The sequence below is a fragment of the Paraburkholderia suaedae genome (assembly GCF_040812055.1).
GTDB lineage: Bacteria > Pseudomonadota > Gammaproteobacteria > Burkholderiales > Burkholderiaceae > Paraburkholderia.
This window is the reverse complement of sequence record NZ_JBFOAH010000003.1, coordinates 193153-215148: the sequence shown is the minus strand read 5'-3', so window position 1 is coordinate 215148 and position 21996 is coordinate 193153. Positions and strand designations below refer to the sequence as shown.

The window sequence follows — 21996 nt, the reverse complement described above, 5'->3', positions numbered from 1 at the left end:
ACGATTATGCGGCCTGGCGGATTTCCTGCAACAGGTAACCAAAACCGCGCACCGTGACGATTTCGACACGACAGTTCTCGAGCTTCTTACGCACCCGGTGCACATACACTTCGATTGCGGTGTCGCCGAGATCGCCGCCGAAATGCGTCAGGTGGTCTTGCAGTTGCGCCTTGCTGACCACGCGGCCGTGACGCAGCAGCAGCATTTCGAGCACCGCGAATTCGCGCGGCGACAGTTCCAGCGGCTTGTCGTCGTTGAAGATGCGGCGATCGACGCCCGACAGTCGCACACCGCCGAGCGACACTTCCGGACGCGGCATGTCGCCGTGCGGACCGCTGCGGCGCATCACCGCGCGGATGCGCGCTTCGAGCTCGGCAGGTTCGAACGGCTTGAGCATGTAGTCGTCGGCGCCGGAATTCAGGCCCTGGACGCGGTCATTCAGTTCGTCGCGCGCCGTGAGGATGATCACCGGCGTGTGGCGATTCGTTTGACGGAAGCGCGCGAGCAGCGTCATGCCGTCGATGCCGGGCAGACCGAGGTCGAGAATCACCAGCTCGTGACGGTTTTGCGTGAGGGCCTGCTCGGCGAAAATGCCGTCGTGGACCATGTCGACCGTGAAGCCGGCTTGTTCGAGACTGCTTTGGATGCCGCGTGCGATGGGGCGGTCATCTTCGATCAGAAGGAGTCGCATGGATTTCGCTCAAGTACAATGGGTTTAGGCGTTTTGGCAAGCGGTTCGCCGGGGCGCCTGGTGCACACGCAGCGCGCTACGTGTGCCGTGCCGCATGGCGAGAACGCGCCACCGAGCAGCCAACGAGCCGCCTCGAAGCGCCCTCCAGGCCATCACGAAGTCATGTCCGATATATCCATTCACGAACTGGAAGCCGCGATCAACTTCTGGCGCGCCCGCTCACCTTCAAGCGGCGACGAACTCGTTCTGTGCAAGGAGGCAAGCGCACTCTCCAAGCCGTATGCGCTGTTGATTGTACAGCGTCAGCAGACCCTATCGCTGGATCGTTTGGACGAGGCGGCCAAGCTTGCGTGGGAGTCTTACGTGCACCTTAATAATAGCCTGTAGAACTGAAGGTTTGCGCGAACGGTTCCCTCCATTGGCCTTTCAGTGCAGCGCGATTGTGCAGTGCACGTGAGACAAACCTGCGCGAAAGGCGATGGATTTTTGTATTACGCGGTAATACTGTCGATAAAAGAGGCCAGTTCGATGTCGCGCGCGGACACGCCGTTGGCCTCGTGCGTCGACAGTGTGATCTCCACCTTGTTGTACACGTTGAACCATTCGGGGTGGTGATCCATTTGCTGCGCCTTGATTGCCACGCGCGTCATGAAGCCGAAGGTTTCGTTGAAGTCGGCGAACTGCAACTTGCGCTGGATTGCGTCGCGATCGGGCACGGCTTGCCAGCCGTTCAACAGGGCGAGCCGTTCGGCGCGCTCGTCGGAAGTCAGTTTCTGAATCATCGTGTCACCTCGTCGATCGACACTGGCGCGCCGGTGGCGTGCCCCTTCGAGCATTTTTTCACGGATCACGCGAGGCTGCTGCCGCGTCTGTCGGGGTAGCGCAGTTGTCGTTGCGGCCCCCCGACATCCCATTCTGTCAGCCAGCCGTTCCGCTTAACGCATCGTCGGACGCGATGCTACGGTGCAATGTTACAGCGTCCGACAGCGCGCATCGGCGTAACAGCGCCACGGCCCTATGCAATAATCGCGCATCCCACGGCGACCGAATGCGGACCCCCGACATGCTTGAACTCGATCACTTCGATCTCGCGCTGCTCGACGTGCTGCAACGCTTTGGCAGGGCCACGCATCAGCAACTGGCCGAGCAGGTGCCGTTGTCGCCGTCGCAGATCGGACGCCGCTTGCAGCGGCTGGAACAGCTCGGCGTGGTGGACGGTTACCGTGTCGTACTGCGCCCCGAGAAGCTCGGGCTTAGCGTCACGGCCTTCACGAGCTTGAAGCTGAAGCACCACGGCGATTCGATCATCGAGCAATTCCAGCAACAAATCGACGCACTGTCTGAAGTGCTCGAGTGTCATGCGGTGGTGGGCGATGCCGATTACCTGCTGCGCATCGTCGCCCCCGATCTCAACTATCTGTCGACCTTCGTCATGAAGAAGCTGATGCGCGTGCCCGGCGTGGACAGCGTGCGCTCGAACATCGTACTCACGACGTTCAAGCGCAACGGGCCGTTGCCGCTCGGCCACCTGTCGCCGGGGGCGGCCGCCGGCTGATGTCGCCGCTTGTCGGTGATCGCGGCTGCTGTCGTGACTGGTTGAACGCGGACTCTGCCGGGGCCGGCTGGTGAGCGCGAACCGCCAATCTAGCAAAAAAGGGTGTCACAGTGTCCCTGCGGGCCCGGCGGTGTGTGCAGGCGGACGCGAGTGCGGCTGCTGCGTCGGCTGATGAATCCGAAACCGCAACCGGTTGCCGTCACGCTTACGGCGCGCATGCTTGGCATTAGCGCCGCTCATATCGCAACGGTACACGGCCCACGGTGCGCCGACGCTTGCGGCGGGCCCGGGGCTTATGTCGTCCATTGCTGTTCGATCAGTTTGAGAGCCGCGGCAATGGCCGGTTCGTCCTTGCGTTCTTCGAGCGTGATAAAGCTGAGCTGGGTCGGCACCGTAATGCCTTCGACGATAGTCAGCGCGTGCGCATGCGCTTCGGCGATCGCCGTGGCGTCCCGCGCCAGCGTGAGGCCGACTCCCGATTTCACCAGATCGAGCATCGACGGCTCCTGATCGACTTCAGCCACCTTGATCGGCTTCACGCCGGCTTCGTCGAAACAGCGCGACAAAAGCCGGTTGTGCGCCGACGCGGGCGGCGTCCAGATCCACGGCAGAGCGGCGAGCGAACGCCAGTCGCGCGCCCCTTTGACGCGATCTTTCCAGCCGGCCGGTGCCAGCACGCGATACTGGAACCGGGTGAGCGTGAGCGCGTAAAAGGCGCTGCCGTCGCGGGTTTCGTCATCCGACGGAAGGCCGATGTAATACCCGACATCCAGTTCCCCCGCGCGAATCTGCTCCAGCACCCAGCCCGACATGCCGTGGCGCAAGGCCGTTTCAATATGTGGCCAGCTCTCGACCAGCTGTTTGAGAAAGCCGCCCAGGCGCAGAAACGCCGGGTCGAGGATCGTACCGATCCGCAAGCGTCCGCGAACCTCGTGACGCAGCGATTGGGCGGCACGCCGCACATCGGCCGCCGCGCCCAGTGCGCGTTCGGCGTGCGGCAGCAGCGCCTGGCCGTCGCGCGTGAGCGAGAGGCCATGTGACGTCCTCGTGAATAGCGTCACGCCGAGCGTCTCCTGCAAGTGCTCGATTTGCAGGCTGACGGCGGGTTGGGTCAGGTGGAGCTGCACCGCGGCCCGCGTGAGATTGCCTTCGCGCGCGACGGTAACAAAAGCCCGGAGCAAAGTGAGATCCATGCTCTGATATTAGCGCGGCTTATGGCCCAGTTGAACATTACTCATTGGATTTGTCGCGCCAAAGCGTTTTAGGCTAACCGTTGGGCACGCTCCAAGCGCGCGTGCGATCTAACCAGAAAAGTTACGGCAACGAGGACGGACATGAGCGAGACACTTCAGGACGAAACGCAGCGCAGCGCGACCAGCGTACGTGCGCTAACCCATTTCATCAACGGCAAGGCGCTCGAGGGCACGAGCGGGCGTCTTGGCGACGTCTTCAATCCGGCGTTGGGCAGCGTGAGCGCACGGGTGCCGCTCGCGAGCGTCGCCGAGGTGGACGCGGCCGTCGCCGCCGCCCGGGCCGCCTTTCCCGCATGGAGCGAAACCGCGCCGATCAAGCGGGCGAGGGTGCTGTTCAAGTTCAAGGAATTGCTCGACCGTCACCACGACGAACTGGCGGAGTTGATTACCCGCGAGCATGGCAAGGTGTTCTCGGATGCGAAGGGCGAAGTGATGCGCGGCATCGAAGTCGTCGAGTTCGCGTGCGGCATTCCCAATCTGTTGAAAACCGACTTCACCGATCAGATCGGCGGTGGCATCGACAACTGGAATCTGCGCCAGCCGCTCGGCGTGGTCGCCGGCATCACGCCGTTCAACTTCCCGATGATGGTGCCGTGCTGGATGTTCCCGGTCGCGATCGCGTGCGGCAATACGTTCGTTTTGAAGCCGTCGGAGCGCGATCCGTCCGCGTCGATTCGGCTCGCCGAATTGTTGAAGGAAGCCGGCTTGCCCGACGGCGTGTTCAACGTCGTGCATGGCGACAAGGTGGCGGTCGACGCGCTGCTCGTCCATCCCGAAGTGAGTGCGCTGTCTTTTGTCGGTTCCACGCCGATCGCCGAGTACATCTATACGGAAGGCACGAAGCACGGTAAGCGCGTGCAGGCGTTGGGCGGGGCAAAGAATCATCTGGTAGTGATGCCGGACGCCGATCTCGACCAGGCCGTCGATGCGCTGATCGGTGCGGCATACGGCTCGGCGGGCGAGCGGTGCATGGCGATTTCGGTGGCGGTCGCAGTTGGACACATTGCCGACGAGCTGATCGAGCGGCTGACGCCGCGGGTGAAGAGCTTGAAGATACTCAACGGCATGGAGTCGGCGGCCGAGATGGGACCGCTGGTCACGGCGGCCCATCGCGAGAAAGTGGTCGGATATATCGACGCTGGCGTTGCGGCAGGCGCCAACCTCGTGGTCGACGGACGCGGTCATCAGGTCACGGCTAACGAGAAGGGCTTCTTTCTTGGCGGCACCCTGTTCGACAATGTGTCGACCGACATGAAGATTTACCGCGAAGAGATTTTCGGACCGGTACTGTGTGTCGTGCGTGTGCCGGATTTCGCGTCGGCTGTCGACCTGATCAACGCCAACGAGTTTGCCAACGGCGTGTCGTTGTTCACATCGGATGGCGGGGTTGCACGGGCGTTCTCGCGACAGATCGAGATCGGCATGGTCGGGATCAACGTGCCGATTCCGGTGCCGATGGCATGGCATTCGTTCGGCGGATGGAAGAAGTCCTTATTCGGCGACCATCACGCATACGGCGAGGAAGGCGTGCGGTTCTACACGCGCTACAAGAGCATCATGCAGCGCTGGCCCGACAGTATCGCGAAGGGGGCCGAATTTACGATGCCGGTCGCCAAGTAGTCCGCTTCGGCTACCCGCGCGAACAGAACAAATAAAGCAGAGCAGCGCGGCCGCATGAGAACGATGCGGCTCGCGAAAAAAAGCTTAGGAGACTGAATCATGTGCCAAACCGAAAATACGAATACGGCTGGCCGTCGGCTGGAAGGCGAATTCGACTACATCATCGTCGGTGCGGGCACGGCGGGTTGCGTGCTCGCCAACCGGCTGACCGAAGATCCGGATATCCACGTGCTGTTGCTCGAGGCCGGCGGCAAAGACGATTACCACTGGATTCACGTGCCGGTCGGCTACCTGTACTGCATCGGCAATCCGCGGACGGACTGGCTCTACAAGACGCAGCCGGAAGCGGGGCTGAACGGCCGTGCGTTGTCGTATCCGCGCGGGCGCGTGCTGGGCGGCAGTTCGTCGATCAACGGCATGATTTATATGCGCGGTCAGCGCGAGGATTACGACGAATGGGCCCGCGTGACCAACGATCCATCGTGGTCATGGAACGCCGTGCTGCCGGTCTTCAAACGCAGCGAAGACTATCATGCCGGCGCCAACGATGCGCATGGCGCAGGCGGACCGTGGCGCGTCGAAAAGCAACGGCTGAAATGGAAGATTCTCGAAGAGTTTTCGAAAGCCGCGCAGCAGAACGGCATCCCGGCCACGGATGACTTCAACCGCGGCGACAACACGGGCGTCGGCTACTTCGACGTGAATCAGAAACGCGGGATTCGCTTGAATGCGTCGAAAGCTTTCTTGCGCCCGGCTCTGAAGCGGCCGAATCTGACTGTCATCACCGGTGCGCATACACAGCGCGTCGTGTTCGAAGGACGGCGCTGCAGCGGCGTCGAATATCGTGGCCAGAACGTCGACTATCTCGCCAAGGCCCGTTGCGAAGTCATCCTCAGCTCGGGCGCGGTCAACTCGCCGCAACTGCTCGAACTGTCCGGTATCGGCAACGGGGCACGTCTGCACAATCTGGGTATCGGGGTCGTCAAAGACCTGCGCGGCGTCGGCGAAAATCTGCAAGACCATTTGCAGTTGCGCATGGCGTACAAAGTCGATGGCGTGCGCACGCTCAATACGGCCTCCGCACACTGGTGGGGCAAGCTGATGATTGGCATACAGTATGCGCTGTTGCAAAGCGGGCCGATGTCGATGGCGCCCTCGCAGCTCGGTGCGTTCGCCAGGTCCGATCCAAACGACCCGTCGCTCACGCGTCCCGACCTCGAATATCACGTGCAGCCGCTTTCGCTCGATCGCTTCGGTGAGCCGCTGCATCGGTTCAATGCGTTCACCGCGTCGGTGTGCCAGTTGCGGCCCACTTCGCGCGGCAGCATCCACATCGAATCGGCCGACGCCTCGGCGCCCCCGTTGATTGCACCGAACTACCTGTCCACCGACTATGACCGCCACGTGGCCGCGAATGCATTACGTCTTACGCGGCGCATCGCCATGGCACCGGCGCTCGCGCGTTATCGGCCGCAAGAGATTTTGCCGGGCGTGCAGTATCAATCCGAAGAAGAACTGCAACAGGCCGCGGGTCTGGTCGGCACCACCATCTTCCATCCGGTCGGCACTTGCCGCATGGGCACGACAGACGATCCCGCTGCCGTGGTCGACAATCGGCTAAGAGTTATCGGAGTCGACGGGCTGCGTGTGGTGGACGCGTCGGTCATGCCGAACATTACGTCGGGAAACACCAACTCGCCGACGCTGATGATCGCCGAGCGCGCGAGCGAGATGATCCGCGAAGATCGCCGTGCACGTTTAAGCGCGAGGGTGGCGGAGCAAAGCGGTGCGCTGTCGTCGATGTCCGCAGTGTGACAAGCGCGAGCGCGACGAGCCAGCCGCAAGAGACGTTCCACTTGACCGATTGAGCGTCGTCCACCCGTCGAACCGGTACGGACGCGCGTGATCCACTAAGTGCAAATCCCGATGAATGCAGTGCATCATTGGCGCGACAATAGCAGCCATGCTGCGTGCCGCGCCATGGGATGTCCGGGTTGGTGCAGCACGCAACGAGCGGCAAGGGGTGCCGCCGTCATAATAGTCGCGCAGGGCTTCGCGCGAAAAGATGTAATGCTTCGCCTAACTCCGTATGGAAGGGAACATGATTCTCGGCGATACGATTCTCGAAACACGCGGACTGACTCGCGAGTTCAAAGGCTTCATTGCCGTGAACGGTGTCAACCTGCGCGTGCGCCGTGGCTCCATTCATGCGCTGATCGGCCCGAATGGGGCAGGCAAGACCACCTGCTTCAACCTGCTCACCAAGTTTCTCGAACCGAGCGCAGGCCAGATCGTCTTCAACGGCGTCGACATCACGAAGGAACGGCCGGCGCAGATTGCGCGCCGTGGCATCATCCGTTCGTTTCAGATCTCCGCTGTCTTCCCGCATCTCACAGCATTGCAGAACGTGCGCATCGGCTTGCAACGTTCGCTCGGCACCGCTTTTCATTTCTGGAAGAGCGAACGCACGCTGCGTCAGCTCGATGATCGTGCGATGGACTTGCTCACTCAGGTGGGATTGACCGATTTCGCCGACGTGCCGACGGTCGAGCTCTCCTATGGCCGCAAACGCGCGCTTGAAATCGCCACTACGCTGGCGATGGAACCGGAGCTGATGCTGCTGGACGAGCCGACGCAAGGCATGGGCCACGAAGACGTCGACCGCGTGACCGCATTGATCAAAAAAGTATCGACCGGTCGCACGATACTGATGGTCGAGCACAACATGAATGTGATCGCGGGCATCTCCGATACGATCACCGTACTGCAACGAGGCGAAGTGCTTGCCGAAGGCAGCTACGCCGAAGTGTCGAAGAATCCGCTGGTGATGCAAGCCTACATGGGCAGCGCTGACGCGGCGCTCGCCGGAGCTCACGCATGAATACGATTGTCGAGCGCGAAGGCCTCGAAGTGAGCGGCACCAGCGGCGCTGCGCCTGCGCTGGAGATCGCAGGGTTGCAAGCGTGGTACGGCGAATCCCACATTTTGCACGGCGTCGATCTGACGGTGAACCGCGGCGAAGTCGTGACGCTGCTCGGGCGCAATGGCGCAGGGCGCACCACCACGCTGCGCGCGATCATGGGCCTGACTGGGCGGCGCACGGGCTCGATCCGCATCGGCGGACGCGAAACGATCGACCTGCCCACGCACCGCATCGCGCATTGCGGCATCGGTTATTGCCCCGAAGAGCGCGGCATTTTTTCGAGCCTGTCGTGCGAGGAAAATCTGCTGCTGCCGCCGCCCATCGGCGACAAGGCGCACATGATGTCGCTCGAGGAAATCTATTCGATGTTTCCGAATCTGCAGGAGCGCCGGGCGAGCCAGGGCACGCGCCTTTCCGGCGGCGAGCAGCAGATGCTGGCGGTCGCGCGGATTTTGCGCACCGGCGCGAGCCTGCTGCTGCTCGACGAAATCTCGGAGGGATTGGCGCCCGTGATCGTGCAGGCGCTCGCGCGTATGATCGTCACGCTGAAGTCGCGGGGCTACACGATCGTGATGGTCGAACAGAATTTCCGCTTCGCCGCGCCGCTCGCCGACCGCTTCTACGTGATGGAGCACGGCACGATCGTCGAGCACTTCGAGGCAAAGGAACTCGAAGGCAAGATGCCGGTGTTGCATGACTTGCTGGGCGTATGAACGGGCGCCCGGTTGCCTCTGATAATCACAAGCGAAGAAACAGGAGACACGAATGAAAAAGAACCCACTCGCGCGGCTTGCCTCACTTTGTTTCGCGGTTGCGGCCGGGGCCGCTTTCACGATGGGCAGCGCGCAAGCGGCCGACGATTCGGTGAAGATCGGCTTCATCACCGATCTGTCAGGGTTGTACGCGGATATCGACGGGCAGGGCGGCCTCGAAGCGATCCGCATGGCGGTCGCCGACTTTGGCGGCAAGGTCAACGGTAAGCCCATCACGGTGCTGTACGCGGATCACCAGAACAAGGCGGACATCGCGGCGTCGCGCGCACGCGAATGGTTCGACCGGGACGGGGTCGACATGCTGGTCGGCGGCACGAACTCGGCGACGGGTTTGTCGATGAACACCGTCGCGGGCGAGAAGCACAAGGTCTACATCAGCATCGGCGCGGGCGCGGACACGCTGACCAACGAGCAGTGCACGCCGTACACGGTCCACTATGCGTACGACACGACTGCGCTCGCCAAAGGCACCGGTTCGGCTGTGACCAAACAGGGCGGCAAGACCTGGTTTTTCCTGACAGCTGACTATGCGTTCGGCAAGGCACTCGAGAAGAACACGGCAGACGTGGTGAAAGCGAACGGCGGGCAGGTGCTGGGCGACGTGCGGCATCCGCTGTCGGCGTCGGACTTCTCGTCGTTCCTGTTGCAGGCGCAGGCGTCGAAGGCGCAGGTCCTGGGCCTCGCCAACGCCGGTGGCGACACCATCAACTCGATCAAGGCCGCCAAGGAATTCGGCATCACCAAGACGATGAAGCTGGCCGCGCTGCTGATGTTTATCAACGACGTCCACAGCCTCGGACTGGAAACGACGCAAGGCCTCGTGCTGACGGACAGCTGGTACTGGAACAAGGACGCCAACACGCGCAAATGGGCGCAGCGCTACTTCGACAAAATGAAGAAGATGCCGTCGAGCCTGCAAGCTGCCGACTACTCCGCAACCATGACTTACCTGAAGGCAGTCCAGGCGGTGGGCTCGACCGACGCCGACAAGGTGATGGCGCAACTGAAGAAGGCGAAGATCGACGACTTCTACGCGAAGGGCTATATCCGTCAGGATGGCAGCATGATCCACGACATGTACCTGATGCAGGTGAAGACGCCGGCCGAATCCAAAGAGCCGTGGGACTACTACAGGATCACCGCGACGATTCCGGGCGAGCAGGCGTTCACGACCAAGGCGGAGTCGCGCTGCGCACTGTGGAAATAAGCGTGGGTTGAGGGTCTCTCGGGGCCGTCTGACTGTCTGGTTGTGGGTGCTTCGCCGCAGGTTGCGCAATGGGGCGGCGCCGGCCGGCAGGCAGAAGGCCAACCGTATGAGGACCGTTTCACATGCCGCGCGCGACGGGCGTCTTTGCCGCCTGTCGCGCGCCGGCCGGGTCGTTCGTGAACGATCTCACCTTGGCAATGGCTTCAGGGTTAAGGGCTTCAATGGATATCTTTGGCGTTCCGCTTCCGGCAATGCTGAGCCAGCTGCTGCTGGGGCTCGTGAACGGCTCGTTCTACGCGATTCTGAGTCTCGGGCTAGCGGTGATCTTCGGCCTGCTCAACGTGATCAATTTCGCGCACGGCGCGTTGTTCATGCTCGGTGCCATGCTCGCGTGGATGGGGCTGACGTATTTCGGGTTGCCGTACTGGGTCATGCTGGTGTTGGCCCCGCTGATCGTTGGGCTGTTCGGCGTCGCAATCGAACGCTCGATGCTGCGCTGGCTATACAAGCTCGATCACCTGTACGGACTGCTGTTGACCTTCGGGCTCACGCTCGTCGTCGAAGGCGTGTTCCGCTCCATCTACGGGTCGTCCGGCCAGCCGTACGACGTGCCTTCGGCGCTCTCGGGCGCGACCAATCTCGGCTTCATGTTCCTGCCGAATTATCGTGCTTGGGTGGTCGTCGCGTCGCTGGCGGTGTGCTTCGCGACCTGGTTCGTTATAGAAAAGACGCGCCTCGGCGCTTATCTGCGCGCGGGTACCGAGAATCCGAAGCTGGTCGAAGCGTTCGGCGTCAACGTGCCGCTGATGATCACGCTGACTTACGGCTTCGGCGTCGCGCTGGCCGCGTTCGCCGGCGTGCTGGCCGCGCCGGTCATTCAGGTGTCGCCGCTGATGGGCCAGCCCATGATCATCACCGTGTTCGCGGTCGTCGTGATCGGCGGGATGGGTTCGATCATGGGCTCGATTCTGACCGGCCTGATGCTGGGTGTTATCGAAGGGCTGACCCGCGTGTTCTATCCCGAAGCGTCGGCCACCGTGGTCTTCGTGATCATGGCGCTCGTGTTGCTGGTACGGCCGGCCGGCCTGTTCGGCAAGGAAAAATGATGCAGAGAAAAGTGCTCTACGGTTTGCTGCTGATCGCGCTTGTTGCGGTGCCTATGCTGGGCATTTATCCGCTCTTCGTCATGAAGGTGCTGTGCTTCGCGTTATTCGCGGCGGCGTTCAATCTGCTGATCGGCTATACCGGCTTGCTGTCGTTCGGTCACGCGATGTTTCTCGCGTCGGCCGGTTACGTCACCGGCTATGCGATGCAGACGCTCGGCTTTTCGCCGGAACTGGGCGTGCTCGTCGGCACCGCGACCGCGACCTTGCTGGGGCTGGTCGCCGGATTCTTCGCGATTCGCCGCCAGGGTATCTACTTCGCGATGGTGACGCTCGCGCTCGCGCAAATGGTCTACTTCGTATTCCTGCAAGCGCCGTTCACGCACGGTGAGGATGGCCTGCAAGGCGTGCTGCGCGGCAAGCTGTTCGGATTGCTGGATCTGTCGTCGGATGTAGCGTTGTACTACGTCGTCCTGGCCGTGATGGTGCTGGCATTTCTACTGATCGTGCGAATCGTGCATTCACCTTTCGGGCAAGTGCTGGTGGCGATCAAGGAAAACGAGCCACGCGCGGTATCGCTCGGCTACGACACGGATCGCTTCAAGCTGCTCGCGTTCGTTCTGTCGGCGGGGCTCGCCGGACTAGCGGGCTCGCTCAAGGTGCTGGTGCAGGGCTTCGAGACGCTGGGTGACGCGTACTGGACCATGTCGGGCCTCGTGATACTGATGACGCTGGTCGGCGGGATGGGTACGCTATTTGGGCCATTGCTCGGTGCGACCTTGATCGTCGCGCTGGAGGACCGGCTCGGCGATCTGGGCGGGGCGCTCGCGGGGGCGACTGGCATCGACTGGTTCCGCTCGTTGGGCGAGTCGGTGACCATCGTGACGGGCATGATCTTCATAGCTTGCGTGCTGGCATTCCGGCGCGGCATTGTCGGCGAGATCGTCGCGCGGGTGCGGCCGCTGCGCGCTTGACAGTCGAAGGCGTAGGCAGTTGATTCGGTGTCCGATGTAATTTGCGTCATTTGAAAGACGGTTGCTTGCAGGTAAGCGGCGGCATTCGTCTGCTTGATGACGGACGCCGGGAAACCGGGAGCACGCGCCCCACATCGGTGCCGCTTTGCACCACTAGGGTAAGTGCTAGTTGTAGTCAAAGGGGGGCTCGTTTAATCTTCATGCAGTTCTGATGCACCACGAAATTTGCAGGTGGAGAACGAGGAGACAATGAGGCACTCAGTGCCCAGACGAAAGCGCTGTTGGATTGATATCCAACAGCGCTTTTTATTTGTGCTTTCCTAAAACGCCAATTCCTTCTTTCACTCATTCGGCCGGCTTTTTATTGCCGGCTTTTCACGATCCCAGTTCGGCTCAACCCCGCAAATCGCTTGCGGCGCGGAGCTTTCGTCCGCTAAACTTGCTATTCACCGACCGCTGGGTCGGCATTTAAATCCACGGATTTAATTTCAATCGAATAACGGGGTAGACCGAGGAGTGGGATGAAGTCGGCATTGAGTTGGATTAGCGCGGCATTAGTCGCTATCGCAGCCTCCGCGGCATGGAGCGGTCAGGCATTCGCGGACGTCAAGATCGGCGTGACGGTGTCGGCAACGGGGCCGGCCGCATCGCTGGGCATTCCGGAAAAGAACACGATTGCACTGCTGCCTAAAGAAGTAGCGGGTCAAAAGATCGAGTACATCGTGCTTGACGATGCGACGGATTCGACCCAGGCGGTCAGGAACGCCCGCAAGCTCACCAGCGAAGACCACGTTGATGCGTTGATCGGCTCGACCGTCGTGCCCAACTCGCTCGCCATGACCGACGTCGCCGCTGAAACCGCCACGCCGATGATCTCGATGGCCGCCGCGGCCAGCATCGTCGAGCCGATGGATGCGAAGCGCAAGTGGGTCTTCAAGACACCGCAAAACGACATTCTGATGGCGACCGCGATCGCGCAGCATATGGCCCGTCATGGCGTGAAGACAGTCGCGTTCATCGGCTTCTCCGACGCGTACGGCGAGAGCTGGTTCAAGGAATTCGGCAAGGCCGCCGATCTCGCCAGGATCAAGATCGTCGCCAACGAACGCTTTGCGCGCAACGACGCATCGGTCACCGGCCAGGTGCTGAAGATGATGTCGCAGAACCCGGATGCGGTGCTCATCGCAGGTGCCGGTACGCCTGCCGCGTTGCCGCAGAAAACGCTCAAGGAGCGCGGCTACAAGGGCAAGTACTATCAGACGCACGGCGTCGCGAATAACGACTTCCTGCGCGTGTGCGGCAAGGATTGCGACGGCACGTATCTGCCGGCTGGCCCGCTGCTGGTCGCTGATCAACTGCCGGATTCGAATCCGGTGAAAAAGAGCGCACTGGCTTATAAGCACGCTTACGAAACCGCCAACGGCGCTGGCTCGGTATCGACCTTCGGTGGTCACGCGTGGGACGCCGGCTTTCTGCTGCAACGGGCGATTCCGCTCGCGCTGAAGCAAGGCCAGCCCGGCACGCCCGCGTTCCGGGAGGCGCTGCGCGCAGCGTTGGAAACCACGCGAGACATGCCCGCGTCGCACGGCATCTTCAACATGAGCGCAAACGACCATGCTGGCCTCGATCAGCGCGCGCGTGTGATGGTGGAGATCGTCGGCGGCAAGTGGAAGCTGTCTGACGACTGAGCCAAGAGGAACCGTTTCGAAGCTCATAGAAAAAAGACGCGTGCAACTGACGCGTCTTTTTTATTGCCCGCGTCGCGTGAAAAGTGTGGTTTCGTCGCTTCAGGACAAACCCGCATTTCATCTGAGGTCTATTGACCGTCAATGATGCAGAACGCAATACTACTAACATGTTAGTGTTTATTCGCGCAGGTTCGCAGCAGTGAACGAGGTCACTCGTGTGGGAAATCGCAGCGTCACACAGGCGGTGAGCAGGGGAGTGATATCCGACGAAACGGCGAAGGTATTCGCGTCGAGCAGGGAAAACCATGCTTGGCACATCTGAGCCCTATAACCAGATTCGGACACCCGGCCCGTCAGCCGGGATCATAGATACGCGTTTCAAGGCGTTTGGAGACTCGCAATGAACAAAACAAGGCAATGGGTACGCACCGGCATCGCAATGGCGTTGATGTGCGGCGCGGGCGCCGCGTTCGCGCAGGTGAAAATCGGCGTGACGTTGTCGACCACGGGACCGGCGGCATCGCTCGGGATTCCCGAGAAGAACACGATTGCACTGCTGCCGAAAGAGATCGGCGGCAAGACGGTGCAGTACATCGTGCTCGACGATGCGTCCGATACCGGCAAGGCAGTGCAAAACACCCACAAGCTGATCGACGAAGATCATGTCGACGCGATCATCGGTTCGACGGTCACGCCGAATGCGCTGGCGATGCTCGACCCCGCAGCCGAAAGCAAGACGCCGGTGATCTCACTGGCGGCATCGGCCGCAATCATCTCTCCGATGGACGCGAAGCGCGCATGGGCCTTCAAACCGCCGCAAAACGACAGTCTGATGGCTGACGCGATCGCCGACTACATGGCGCATCACGGCGTGAAGACAGTCGGTTTTATCGGCTTCTCGGATGCGTACGGCGACAGTTGGAACAACGTGTTTACCGCCGCTGCCAACGCGAACCATCTTAAGATCGTCTCGAACGAGCGCTTCAATCGCACGGACGCTTCGGTAACTGGCCAGGTGCTTAAGACGATGGCCGCCAATCCGGACGCCGTATTGATCGCGGGGTCGGGCACGCCCGCGGCGTTGCCGGCCAAGACGCTGAAGGAGCGGGGTTACAAGGGCAAGATCTATCAGACGCACGGCGTCGCGAATAACGATTTCCTGCGCGTGTGCGCCAAGGACTGCGAAGGCGAATTGCTGCCGGCCGGTCCGATTCTCGTCGCCGATCAATTGCCGGAGTCGAATCCGGTGAAGAAGTCGTCGGAAGCATATAAGGCGGCCTATGAGAAAGCGTATGGCGCAGGTTCGGTGGCGACCTTTGGCGGTCACGCATGGGATGCCGGCCAGATGCTGCAAGCCGCCATTCCGGTCGCGCTGAAGACTGCTCAGCCGGGCACCGAAGCGTTCCGCGTGGCACTGCGAAGCGCGCTTGAAAACATCAAGGAACTGCCGGTGTCTCACGGCATCATGAATACCACGACGACTGACCACAATGGCCTCGACAAGCGCGCACGCGTGATCGTGCAGATCGTCGACGGCAAGTGGAAGCTGCAGAACGACTAAGCATAAAAAAGCAATACGCGCCTCTCGCGCAATCCGCGGCGCATGACGCCGAATTGCCATTCTGTTCGATGACAATGGCAACGACCGCCGCGCCGCGTTCTGGCGCGGCGGTTGCCTTTTCGCGCATTGCAGGTCGGCGCACGGCTGCGAATTTCCGCGCCACGACCGTTTCCCGTTTTTCGATTTCGACGCTTCATGACGAGGAAGTATGGATCTATCAATTGCGGCGATCCTCGCGCAGGACGGCATTACCACCGGCGCGATCTACGCGCTGCTCGCGCTCGCGCTAGTGCTGGTGTTCTCCGTGACGCGGGTGATCTTCATCCCGCAGGGGGAATTTGTCTCGTACGGCGCATTGACGCTCGCCGCGCTGCAGACACAGAAATTTCCGGCCACCTGCTGGCTGCTCATGGCGATGGGGGCGGCGTGCTTCGTCGTGGAAGTCGCGGGACTCGCGCGCCATCCTGAACGGCGGCGGCACGCGGCACGCACGCTCGTCATGCTGGTGGGGAAATATCTGCTGTTTCCCATTGCGGTCTACGCGCTCACCCGCGGCCTGTCCGTTCAGCCGCTGCCGATGATCGTGCAAATCGCGCTGACGCTGCTGATCGTGATTCCGATGGGGCCATTCGTCTACCGGCTCGCGTATGAGCCGATCGCGGAGGCCAGCACGCTGCTGCTGCTGATCGTGGCCGTGGCCGTGCACTTCGCGATGGTCGGCCTGGGGCTGGTGATGTTCGGTGCCGAAGGCTCGCGCACGACCGCGTTTTCCGACGCGACGTTCAACGCCGGCAGCCTGTCGATCTCCGGGCAAGCCCTGTGGGTGCTGGGAACCGCGGTCGTGTTAATTGGCGCGCTGTATCTGTACTTCGACCGCTCGATCTCCGGAAAGGCCTTGCGCGCGACCTCGGTGAACCGGCTCGGTGCGCGGCTCGTCGGCATCGGCACCACGCAGGCGGGGCGCCTCGCGTTCACGCTGGCTGCGGGGCTCGGTGCGCTGTGCGGCATCCTCGTCGCACCCCTGACCACCATCTACTACGACTCGGGCTTCCTGATCGGTCTTAAGGGCTTTGTCGGGGCGATTATCGGCGGTCTTGTCAGCTATCCGCTGGCGGCGGCGGGTTCGATTTTGGTGGGGCTGCTGGAGTCGTATTCGTCGTTTTGGGCGAGCGCTTACAAAGAAGTGATCGTGTTCACGCTGATCATCCCCGTGCTGCTGTGGCGAAGTCTTGCCAGCCCGCACGCCGAAGAGGAAGAGGAGTGACGCAATGAAATGGATCATGCAAAACAAGTTCTTCTGGTTGTTCCTGGTGGTGCTGTTCGCGCTGCCGGTGTTGCCGCAGCCCATCCACGTTCCGGAGTACTGGGTGACGCTGCTCAACTACATCGGCCTCTATTCGATCGTCGCGATCGGCCTCGTGCTGCTGACCGGCATTGGCGGAATGACGAGCTTCGGGCAGGCAGCATTCGTCGGCATCGGTGCGTACGCGACCGCGTATCTGACCACCCAGTACGGCGTCTCGCCGTGGCTCGCGCTGATCGCGGGTGTCGTCCTGACGGCGTTGATCGCCCTGATGCTGGGCCTGGTGACGATGCGGCTGTCCGGGCACTTTCTGCCGCTCGGCACCATCGCCTGGGGGCTGGCGCTGTTCTACCTGTTCGGCAATCTCGAAATGCTCGGCAAGTACGACGGCATCAATGGGATTCCGGTGCTGAACGTTTTCGGCATCAACCTGGAGTCGGGCCGCCATATCTACTACCTGATCTGGCTGGTCGTGCTCGGGTCGGTGGTATCTGTTCAGAATCTGCTGAACAGCCGGCCGGGTCGGGCGATTCGCGCGCTGCGCGGTGGCGGCATGATGGCCGAGGCGATGGGCGTCAATACGGGCTGGATGCGTGTCGTCATCTTCGTGTATGCCGCCGTGTTGGCGTCCGTCTCGGGCTTTCTCTACGCCCATCTGCAACGCGCGGTGAATCCGACGCCGTTCGGTCTGAATCACGGCATTGAGTTTCTGTTCATGGCGGTGGTGGGAGGCGTGTCGCATGTCTGGGGCGCAGTCCTCGGTGCGGCGATCCTGACGCTGCTCCAAGACTATCTGCAAACGCTGTTGCCCAAGCTGTTGGGCGAGAACGGCAACTTCGAAGTGATCGTGTTCGGCATCCTGATGGTGGTACTGCTGCAATACGCCCGGCAAGGCGTCTGGCCGTTCGTCGCCCGTTTTTTCCCGCGCGGGCCGCGCGCTCACGTGAGCGATCATGCGAAACCGTTGCCGCAGCGCAGCAAGCCCCGGGCCGGTGAAGATCTCCTGACCGTCAACCTGGCACGCAAGCAGTTCGGCGGGCTGGTTGCCGTGAACGATGTCAGCTTCGAGGTGAAAGCGGGGCAGATCATCGGCCTGATCGGGCCGAACGGCGCTGGCAAGTCGACTACATTCAATCTCGTCACCGGCGTGTTGCAGGCCACCAGCGGCGAGATCACTTTCCGCGGCGAGCGGATCGATTCCCTCAATTCACGCGAAATCGTCAAGCGCGGGATCGGCCGGACTTTTCAACACGTCAAACTGTTGCCGGGGATGACCGTGCTGGAGAACGTCGCGATCGGCGCGCATCTGCGCGGACACGCGGGCGTGTGGCGCAGCGTCGCGCGCCTGAACGGCGCGGAAGAGGCGCGCCTGATGGCCGAAGCGGCGCGGCAGATTCGCCGCGTCGGGCTCGAGCACCATATGTACGACGAAGCAGGCAGTCTTGCGCTCGGCCAGCAGCGGATCCTCGAGATCGCCCGCGCATTGTGCTGCGATCCGACGCTCTTGCTGCTCGACGAACCGGCAGCCGGCTTGCGTTACCAGGAAAAGCTGCAGCTTGCGGATCTGCTGCGCCGGCTGAAGGCCGAAGGCATGAGTGTGCTGCTAGTCGAACACGACATGGATTTCGTGATGAATCTCACCGACCGGCTGGTGGTGATGGAGTTTGGAACCCGAATCGCGGAAGGCTTGCCGTTGGACGTTCAGCAGGATCCGGCGGTGCTCGAAGCCTATCTGGGCGGGGTGGAGTGATGGAGAACACAATGAATGCTGCCACGCCGGTTCTGGAAGTGGACGGTCTGTCGGTCCGCTACGGCAAAGTCGAGGCGCTACACGGCGCGGCGATCAAAGTCCGGCCCGGACAGATCGTTTCGGTAATCGGGCCGAACGGCGCTGGCAAGTCCACGTTGTTGAACGCGATCATGGGCGCGCTGCCAACCACAGGGCACGCGAAAGGTGCGATCGTCTATCGCGGTGAAGAGGTCAGCGCCGTGGCGGTCGAGAAGCGGGTGGCGCGAGGCATGTGTCTGGTGCCCGAAAAGCGTGAGCTGTTTGCCTCGATGACGGTCGAGGACAATCTCGTTCTCGGCGCCTATCGACGCAAGCGCGCCGGCGAGCGCAATTTCCTCGACCAGCTCGAACCGGTCTTCACGCTGTTTCCCCGACTCAAGGAACGCCGCAAGCAGGCTGCCGGTACTTTGTCCGGAGGTGAGAGGCAGATGCTGGCGGTAGGCCGCGCGCTGATGGGCAAGCCCGATCTCCTGATGCTGGACGAGCCCAGTCTCGGTCTCGCGCCACTGATCGTGAAGGAAATCTTCCACATTATTAGTGCACTGCGGCAAACCGGCGTCGCGACGTTGCTGATTGAGCAGAATGCGCGCGCGGCATTACAGATTTCGGATTATGGCTATGTGCTCGAAACGGGCGAACTGGCGCTGGAAGGCGTTGCCGCCGATTTGGCGCAAAATCCTCGCGTGATCGAAACATATCTGGGGCTCGCCAAGAAGGTCGCCTAGCCTGCCCTTGTTCGCCGGTTGTTCGATGGAAGCGGTGTGTTTCACGTGAAACACACCGTTTTTTTTATGGCTCCGCGGTCGGCCGGAATTCGGGCCTAAACCGAACCCGTTATAATTCGCCCATCCATTTCCTCTGAAAGGCTCACGCGAAGATCCTGCGTGAGATCCGCGATGCTTTTTCCCACAGAATTTGACGTCATCGTCGTTGGCGGCGGTCATGCCGGCACGGAGGCCGCGCTGGCTTCCGCGCGCATGGGCAATACGACGCTCCTGCTGACTCACAACATCGAAACTCTCGGCCAGATGAGTTGCAATCCGTCGATCGGCGGCATTGGCAAAGGTCATCTCGTCAAGGAAGTCGACGCGCTCGGCGGTGCAATGGCGGTGGCGACGGATGAGGGCGGCATCCAGTTCCGCATCCTGAACTCGTCGAAAGGGCCCGCCGTTCGGGCGACGCGTGCTCAGGCCGACCGACTGCTATACAAGCAGGCGATCCGGCATCGCCTGGAAAATCAACCCAACCTGTGGCTGTTTCAGCAGGCAGTCGACGATCTGATGGTGGAAGGCGACCGTGTCGTCGGGGCAGTGACGCAAGTGGGAATTCGTTTCCGTGCGCGCGCAGTCGTCTTGACGGCGGGGACCTTCCTCGACGGGAAGATTCACGTGGGCCTGAACAACTACACCGGCGGCCGCGCGGGCGATCCTGCGGCGATTTCCCTGTCCGCCCGCCTGAAGGAATTAAAGCTGCCGCAGGGCCGGCTCAAGACCGGTACACCGCCGCGTATCGACGGCCGCACGATCGACTTCTCCGAGCTCGAAGAGCAGCCGGGCGACCTCGATCCGGTGCCCGTGTTCTCGTTCCTTGGTCGCGTCGACCAGCATCCGCGGCAAGTGCCGTGCTGGGTCACGCATACCAACGGGCGCACGCACGACATCATCCGCGGCGGTCTTGATCGGTCGCCGATGTACACGGGCGTGATCGAGGGCGTAGGGCCGCGTTATTGCCCTTCGATCGAGGACAAGATCCATCGTTTCGCGTCGAAGGAATCACATCAGATTTTCCTGGAACCGGAAGGCCTGACGACCAACGAGTTCTACCCCAATGGGATTTCGACAAGCCTGCCGTTTGATGTGCAGCTCGAACTCGTGCGTTCGATGCGCGGCTTGGAGCACGCGCACATTCTTCGGCCGGGCTACGCGATCGAATACGATTACTTCGATCCGCGTGGACTGAAGGCTTCGCTAGAGACCAAGGTTATCAACGGGTTGTTCTTTGCCGGGCAGATCAATGGCACGACCGGCTACGAAGAAGCGGCCGCTCAAGGCCTGTTGGCGGGGATTAATGCGGGGTTGCACGTCCAGGGCAAGGAAGCGTGGTGCCCGCGTCGCGACCAGGCGTATCTCGGCGTGCTAGTCGACGATCTGGTGACGCGCGGTGTGTCTGAACCCTATCGGATGTTCACGAGCCGGGCCGAGTATCGTCTCAGCCTGCGCGAAGACAATGCTGATATGCGTTTGACCGAGGTCGGCCGCGAGCTCGGCGTGGTCGATGATATCCGGTGGGATGCGTTTAGCCGCAAGCGCGACGCTGTTTCACGTGAAACAGAGCGCCTTCGCACGACTTGGGTCAATCCCAAGACTTTACCTGCTGATGAAGCGACGGCTTTGCTCGGCAAGCCGATCGACCACGAATATAGCCTCGCCGATCTCCTTCGTCGGCCCGGCGTTAGCTACGACGGTGTTTGCGGTTTGCGAGCCGGTGGATGCGGCGCGCCTGAAACCCTCGCCGAAGACGACGTGTTGCTCGCCCAGATCAAGGAGCAGATCGAGATCGGGATCAAGTATCAGGGTTATATCGACCGCCAGGCCGATGAGATCGAGCGGCACGGGGCGCATGAAAGTACCCGTCTACCCGAGGAATTGGACTATGCGGAAGTCAGAGGTCTGTCATTTGAAGCGCGTCAGAAGCTGACGCAATTCCGACCGGAGACCATTGGTCAAGCATCGCGTATCTCCGGCATTACGCCGGCGGCCATTTCGCTGCTAATGGTCCATCTGAAGCGCGGCTTGGGCCGCCGTTCGACGAAACCCGCCGAACCGGGCACCGATGGCACGCCGGTGACGCAATGACGGTCAGCCAGAAGGGAGGCGCTCAACAGGCGTTGTCACCATTGCTGGCAAGCGGTGTCCGCGAACTCGGTCTCGATCTGAGCGACGCTCAGCAGGCCAAGCTCCTCGACTATGTTGCGCTGCTGGCGAAGTGGAACGCCGTCTACAATCTGACCGCGATTCGCGACCCTCAGCAGATGCTAGTGCAGCACATCCTCGATTCGCTTTCCATCGTCCCGCATCTTGCGGCGCGCGGCCCGTCGTCGGTGTTGGACGTCGGTTCGGGCGGCGGCTTGCCGGGGATCGTCCTCGCAATCGTTTTGCCTGAATGGACGGTGACGGTGAATGACATCGTTCAGAAGAAGACTGCGTTCCAGGCACAGGCCAAGGCAGAACTTGGCCTGACGAATCTGTCGGTTGTCACGGGCCGCGTCGAGACTTTGCAGCCGGGCGCCGAAGTACCAGCAAAGTTCGACGTAATTGTCTCGCGCGCATTCGCAGAACTCGCCGATTTCGTTACACTGGCCCGTCATCTGGTTGCCGAGCACGGCGCGATCTGGGCGATGAAAGGCATGCGCCCGGACGGCGAAATCGACCGCTTGCCGGCAGGCGCGCGCGTCGAAGAAGTCATCCGCCTGAACGTGCCGTCACTCGCTGCCGAGCGGCACCTGGTCAAGGTCGTGGTAAGCGCCAACAACTGAGACCCCGCAGCCGGCCTCGTG

19 protein-coding genes are annotated in these 21996 nt (G+C 61.6%); 16 read left to right on the top strand and 3 right to left on the bottom strand.

All coding sequences use genetic code 11. The features are described from left to right. Positions 1-4: 4 nt before the first annotated feature. Positions 5-691: a response regulator gene (locus ABQJ48_RS06435; RefSeq protein WP_367836784.1), complete on the bottom strand. Its 687-nt coding sequence runs from the start codon at positions 689-691 to the stop codon at positions 5-7. 162 nt (positions 692-853) lie between these two features. Here ABQJ48_RS06435 and ABQJ48_RS06430 point away from each other — a divergent pair, with 162 nt between their 5' ends. Then, entirely contained in the window at positions 854-1078 is a 225-nt protein-coding gene (locus ABQJ48_RS06430; protein WP_367836783.1) for a DUF3717 domain-containing protein, read from the top strand. 104 nt (positions 1079-1182) lie between these two features. On the opposite strand, the gene ABQJ48_RS06425 is transcribed toward ABQJ48_RS06430, so the two are convergent. After that, entirely contained in the window at positions 1183-1473 is a 291-nt protein-coding gene (locus tag ABQJ48_RS06425; protein ID WP_367836781.1) for a 4a-hydroxytetrahydrobiopterin dehydratase, read from the bottom strand. 281 nt (positions 1474-1754) lie between these two features. Between ABQJ48_RS06425 and ABQJ48_RS06420 the strand changes: the two genes are divergently transcribed. Continuing rightward, entirely contained in the window at positions 1755-2246 is a 492-nt protein-coding gene (locus tag ABQJ48_RS06420) for an Lrp/AsnC family transcriptional regulator (protein ID WP_367837011.1), read from the top strand. 293 nt (positions 2247-2539) lie between these two features. Here ABQJ48_RS06420 and ABQJ48_RS06415 read toward each other — a convergent pair whose 3' ends face one another. Continuing rightward, positions 2540-3439: a LysR family transcriptional regulator gene (locus ABQJ48_RS06415; protein WP_367836780.1), complete on the bottom strand. Its 900-nt coding sequence runs from the start codon at positions 3437-3439 to the stop codon at positions 2540-2542. 141 nt (positions 3440-3580) lie between these two features. Between ABQJ48_RS06415 and ABQJ48_RS06410 the strand changes: the two genes are divergently transcribed. The 14 genes from ABQJ48_RS06410 to rsmG all read left to right on the top strand — a co-directional run bounded on the left by ABQJ48_RS06410 (position 3581) and on the right by rsmG (position 21975). Next, a complete protein-coding gene (locus ABQJ48_RS06410; protein WP_367836778.1) occupies positions 3581-5119 on the top strand; it encodes a CoA-acylating methylmalonate-semialdehyde dehydrogenase in 1539 nt (512 codons plus the stop codon). Between the two features lie 99 nt (positions 5120-5218). Next, positions 5219-6934: a GMC family oxidoreductase gene (locus ABQJ48_RS06405; protein WP_367836777.1), complete on the top strand. Its 1716-nt coding sequence runs from the start codon at positions 5219-5221 to the stop codon at positions 6932-6934. Between the two features lie 286 nt (positions 6935-7220). Further along, positions 7221-8000: an ABC transporter ATP-binding protein gene (locus ABQJ48_RS06400; RefSeq protein ID WP_367836775.1), complete on the top strand. Its 780-nt coding sequence runs from the start codon at positions 7221-7223 to the stop codon at positions 7998-8000. Then, positions 7997-8755 carry an ABC transporter ATP-binding protein gene (locus ABQJ48_RS06395; protein ID WP_367836774.1) on the top strand — a complete coding sequence of 253 codons (759 nt, stop codon included), beginning with the start codon at positions 7997-7999 and terminating at the stop codon, positions 8753-8755. Before ABQJ48_RS06400 ends, ABQJ48_RS06395 begins: the two co-directional genes overlap by 4 nt. 52 nt (positions 8756-8807) lie before the next feature. Then, positions 8808-10022, top strand: a complete 1215-nt coding sequence (locus ABQJ48_RS06390) for an ABC transporter substrate-binding protein (protein ID WP_367836772.1) — start codon at positions 8808-8810, stop codon at positions 10020-10022. Positions 10023-10243: 221 nt separating this feature from the next. After that, complete coding sequence (locus tag ABQJ48_RS06385) at positions 10244-11128, top strand: branched-chain amino acid ABC transporter permease (RefSeq protein WP_367837009.1); 885 nt, start codon at positions 10244-10246, stop codon at positions 11126-11128. Next, positions 11128-12099, top strand: coding sequence for a branched-chain amino acid ABC transporter permease (locus tag ABQJ48_RS06380; protein ID WP_367836771.1), 972 nt, complete (start codon positions 11128-11130; stop codon positions 12097-12099). Before ABQJ48_RS06385 ends, ABQJ48_RS06380 begins: the two co-directional genes overlap by 1 nt. A 521-nt stretch (positions 12100-12620) precedes the next feature. Beyond that, positions 12621-13787, top strand: a complete 1167-nt coding sequence (locus ABQJ48_RS06375; protein ID WP_367836770.1) for an ABC transporter substrate-binding protein — start codon at positions 12621-12623, stop codon at positions 13785-13787. A gap of 400 nt (positions 13788-14187) precedes the next feature. Continuing rightward, positions 14188-15348, top strand: a complete 1161-nt coding sequence (locus tag ABQJ48_RS06370; protein WP_367836769.1) for an ABC transporter substrate-binding protein — start codon at positions 14188-14190, stop codon at positions 15346-15348. A 208-nt stretch (positions 15349-15556) separates the two neighbouring features. Then, complete coding sequence (locus tag ABQJ48_RS06365; RefSeq protein ID WP_367836768.1) at positions 15557-16612, top strand: branched-chain amino acid ABC transporter permease; 1056 nt, start codon at positions 15557-15559, stop codon at positions 16610-16612. A 4-nt stretch (positions 16613-16616) separates the two neighbouring features. Then, positions 16617-18401, top strand: coding sequence for a branched-chain amino acid ABC transporter ATP-binding protein/permease (locus ABQJ48_RS06360; RefSeq protein WP_367836766.1), 1785 nt, complete (start codon positions 16617-16619; stop codon positions 18399-18401). An 11-nt stretch (positions 18402-18412) separates the two neighbouring features. Next, the gene (locus ABQJ48_RS06355; RefSeq protein ID WP_367836765.1) at positions 18413-19165 is read left to right on the top strand and encodes an ABC transporter ATP-binding protein; all 753 of its coding nucleotides are present in this window, start codon (positions 18413-18415) and stop codon (positions 19163-19165) included. Positions 19166-19336: 171 nt separating this feature from the next. Further along, complete coding sequence (gene mnmG, locus ABQJ48_RS06350) at positions 19337-21295, top strand: tRNA uridine-5-carboxymethylaminomethyl(34) synthesis enzyme MnmG (RefSeq protein WP_367836763.1); 1959 nt, start codon at positions 19337-19339, stop codon at positions 21293-21295. Then, a complete protein-coding gene (gene rsmG / locus ABQJ48_RS06345) occupies positions 21292-21975 on the top strand; it encodes a 16S rRNA (guanine(527)-N(7))-methyltransferase RsmG (protein ID WP_367836761.1) in 684 nt (227 codons plus the stop codon). The genes mnmG and rsmG overlap by 4 nt, the downstream gene beginning before the upstream one ends. Positions 21976-21996 lie beyond the last annotated feature (21 nt).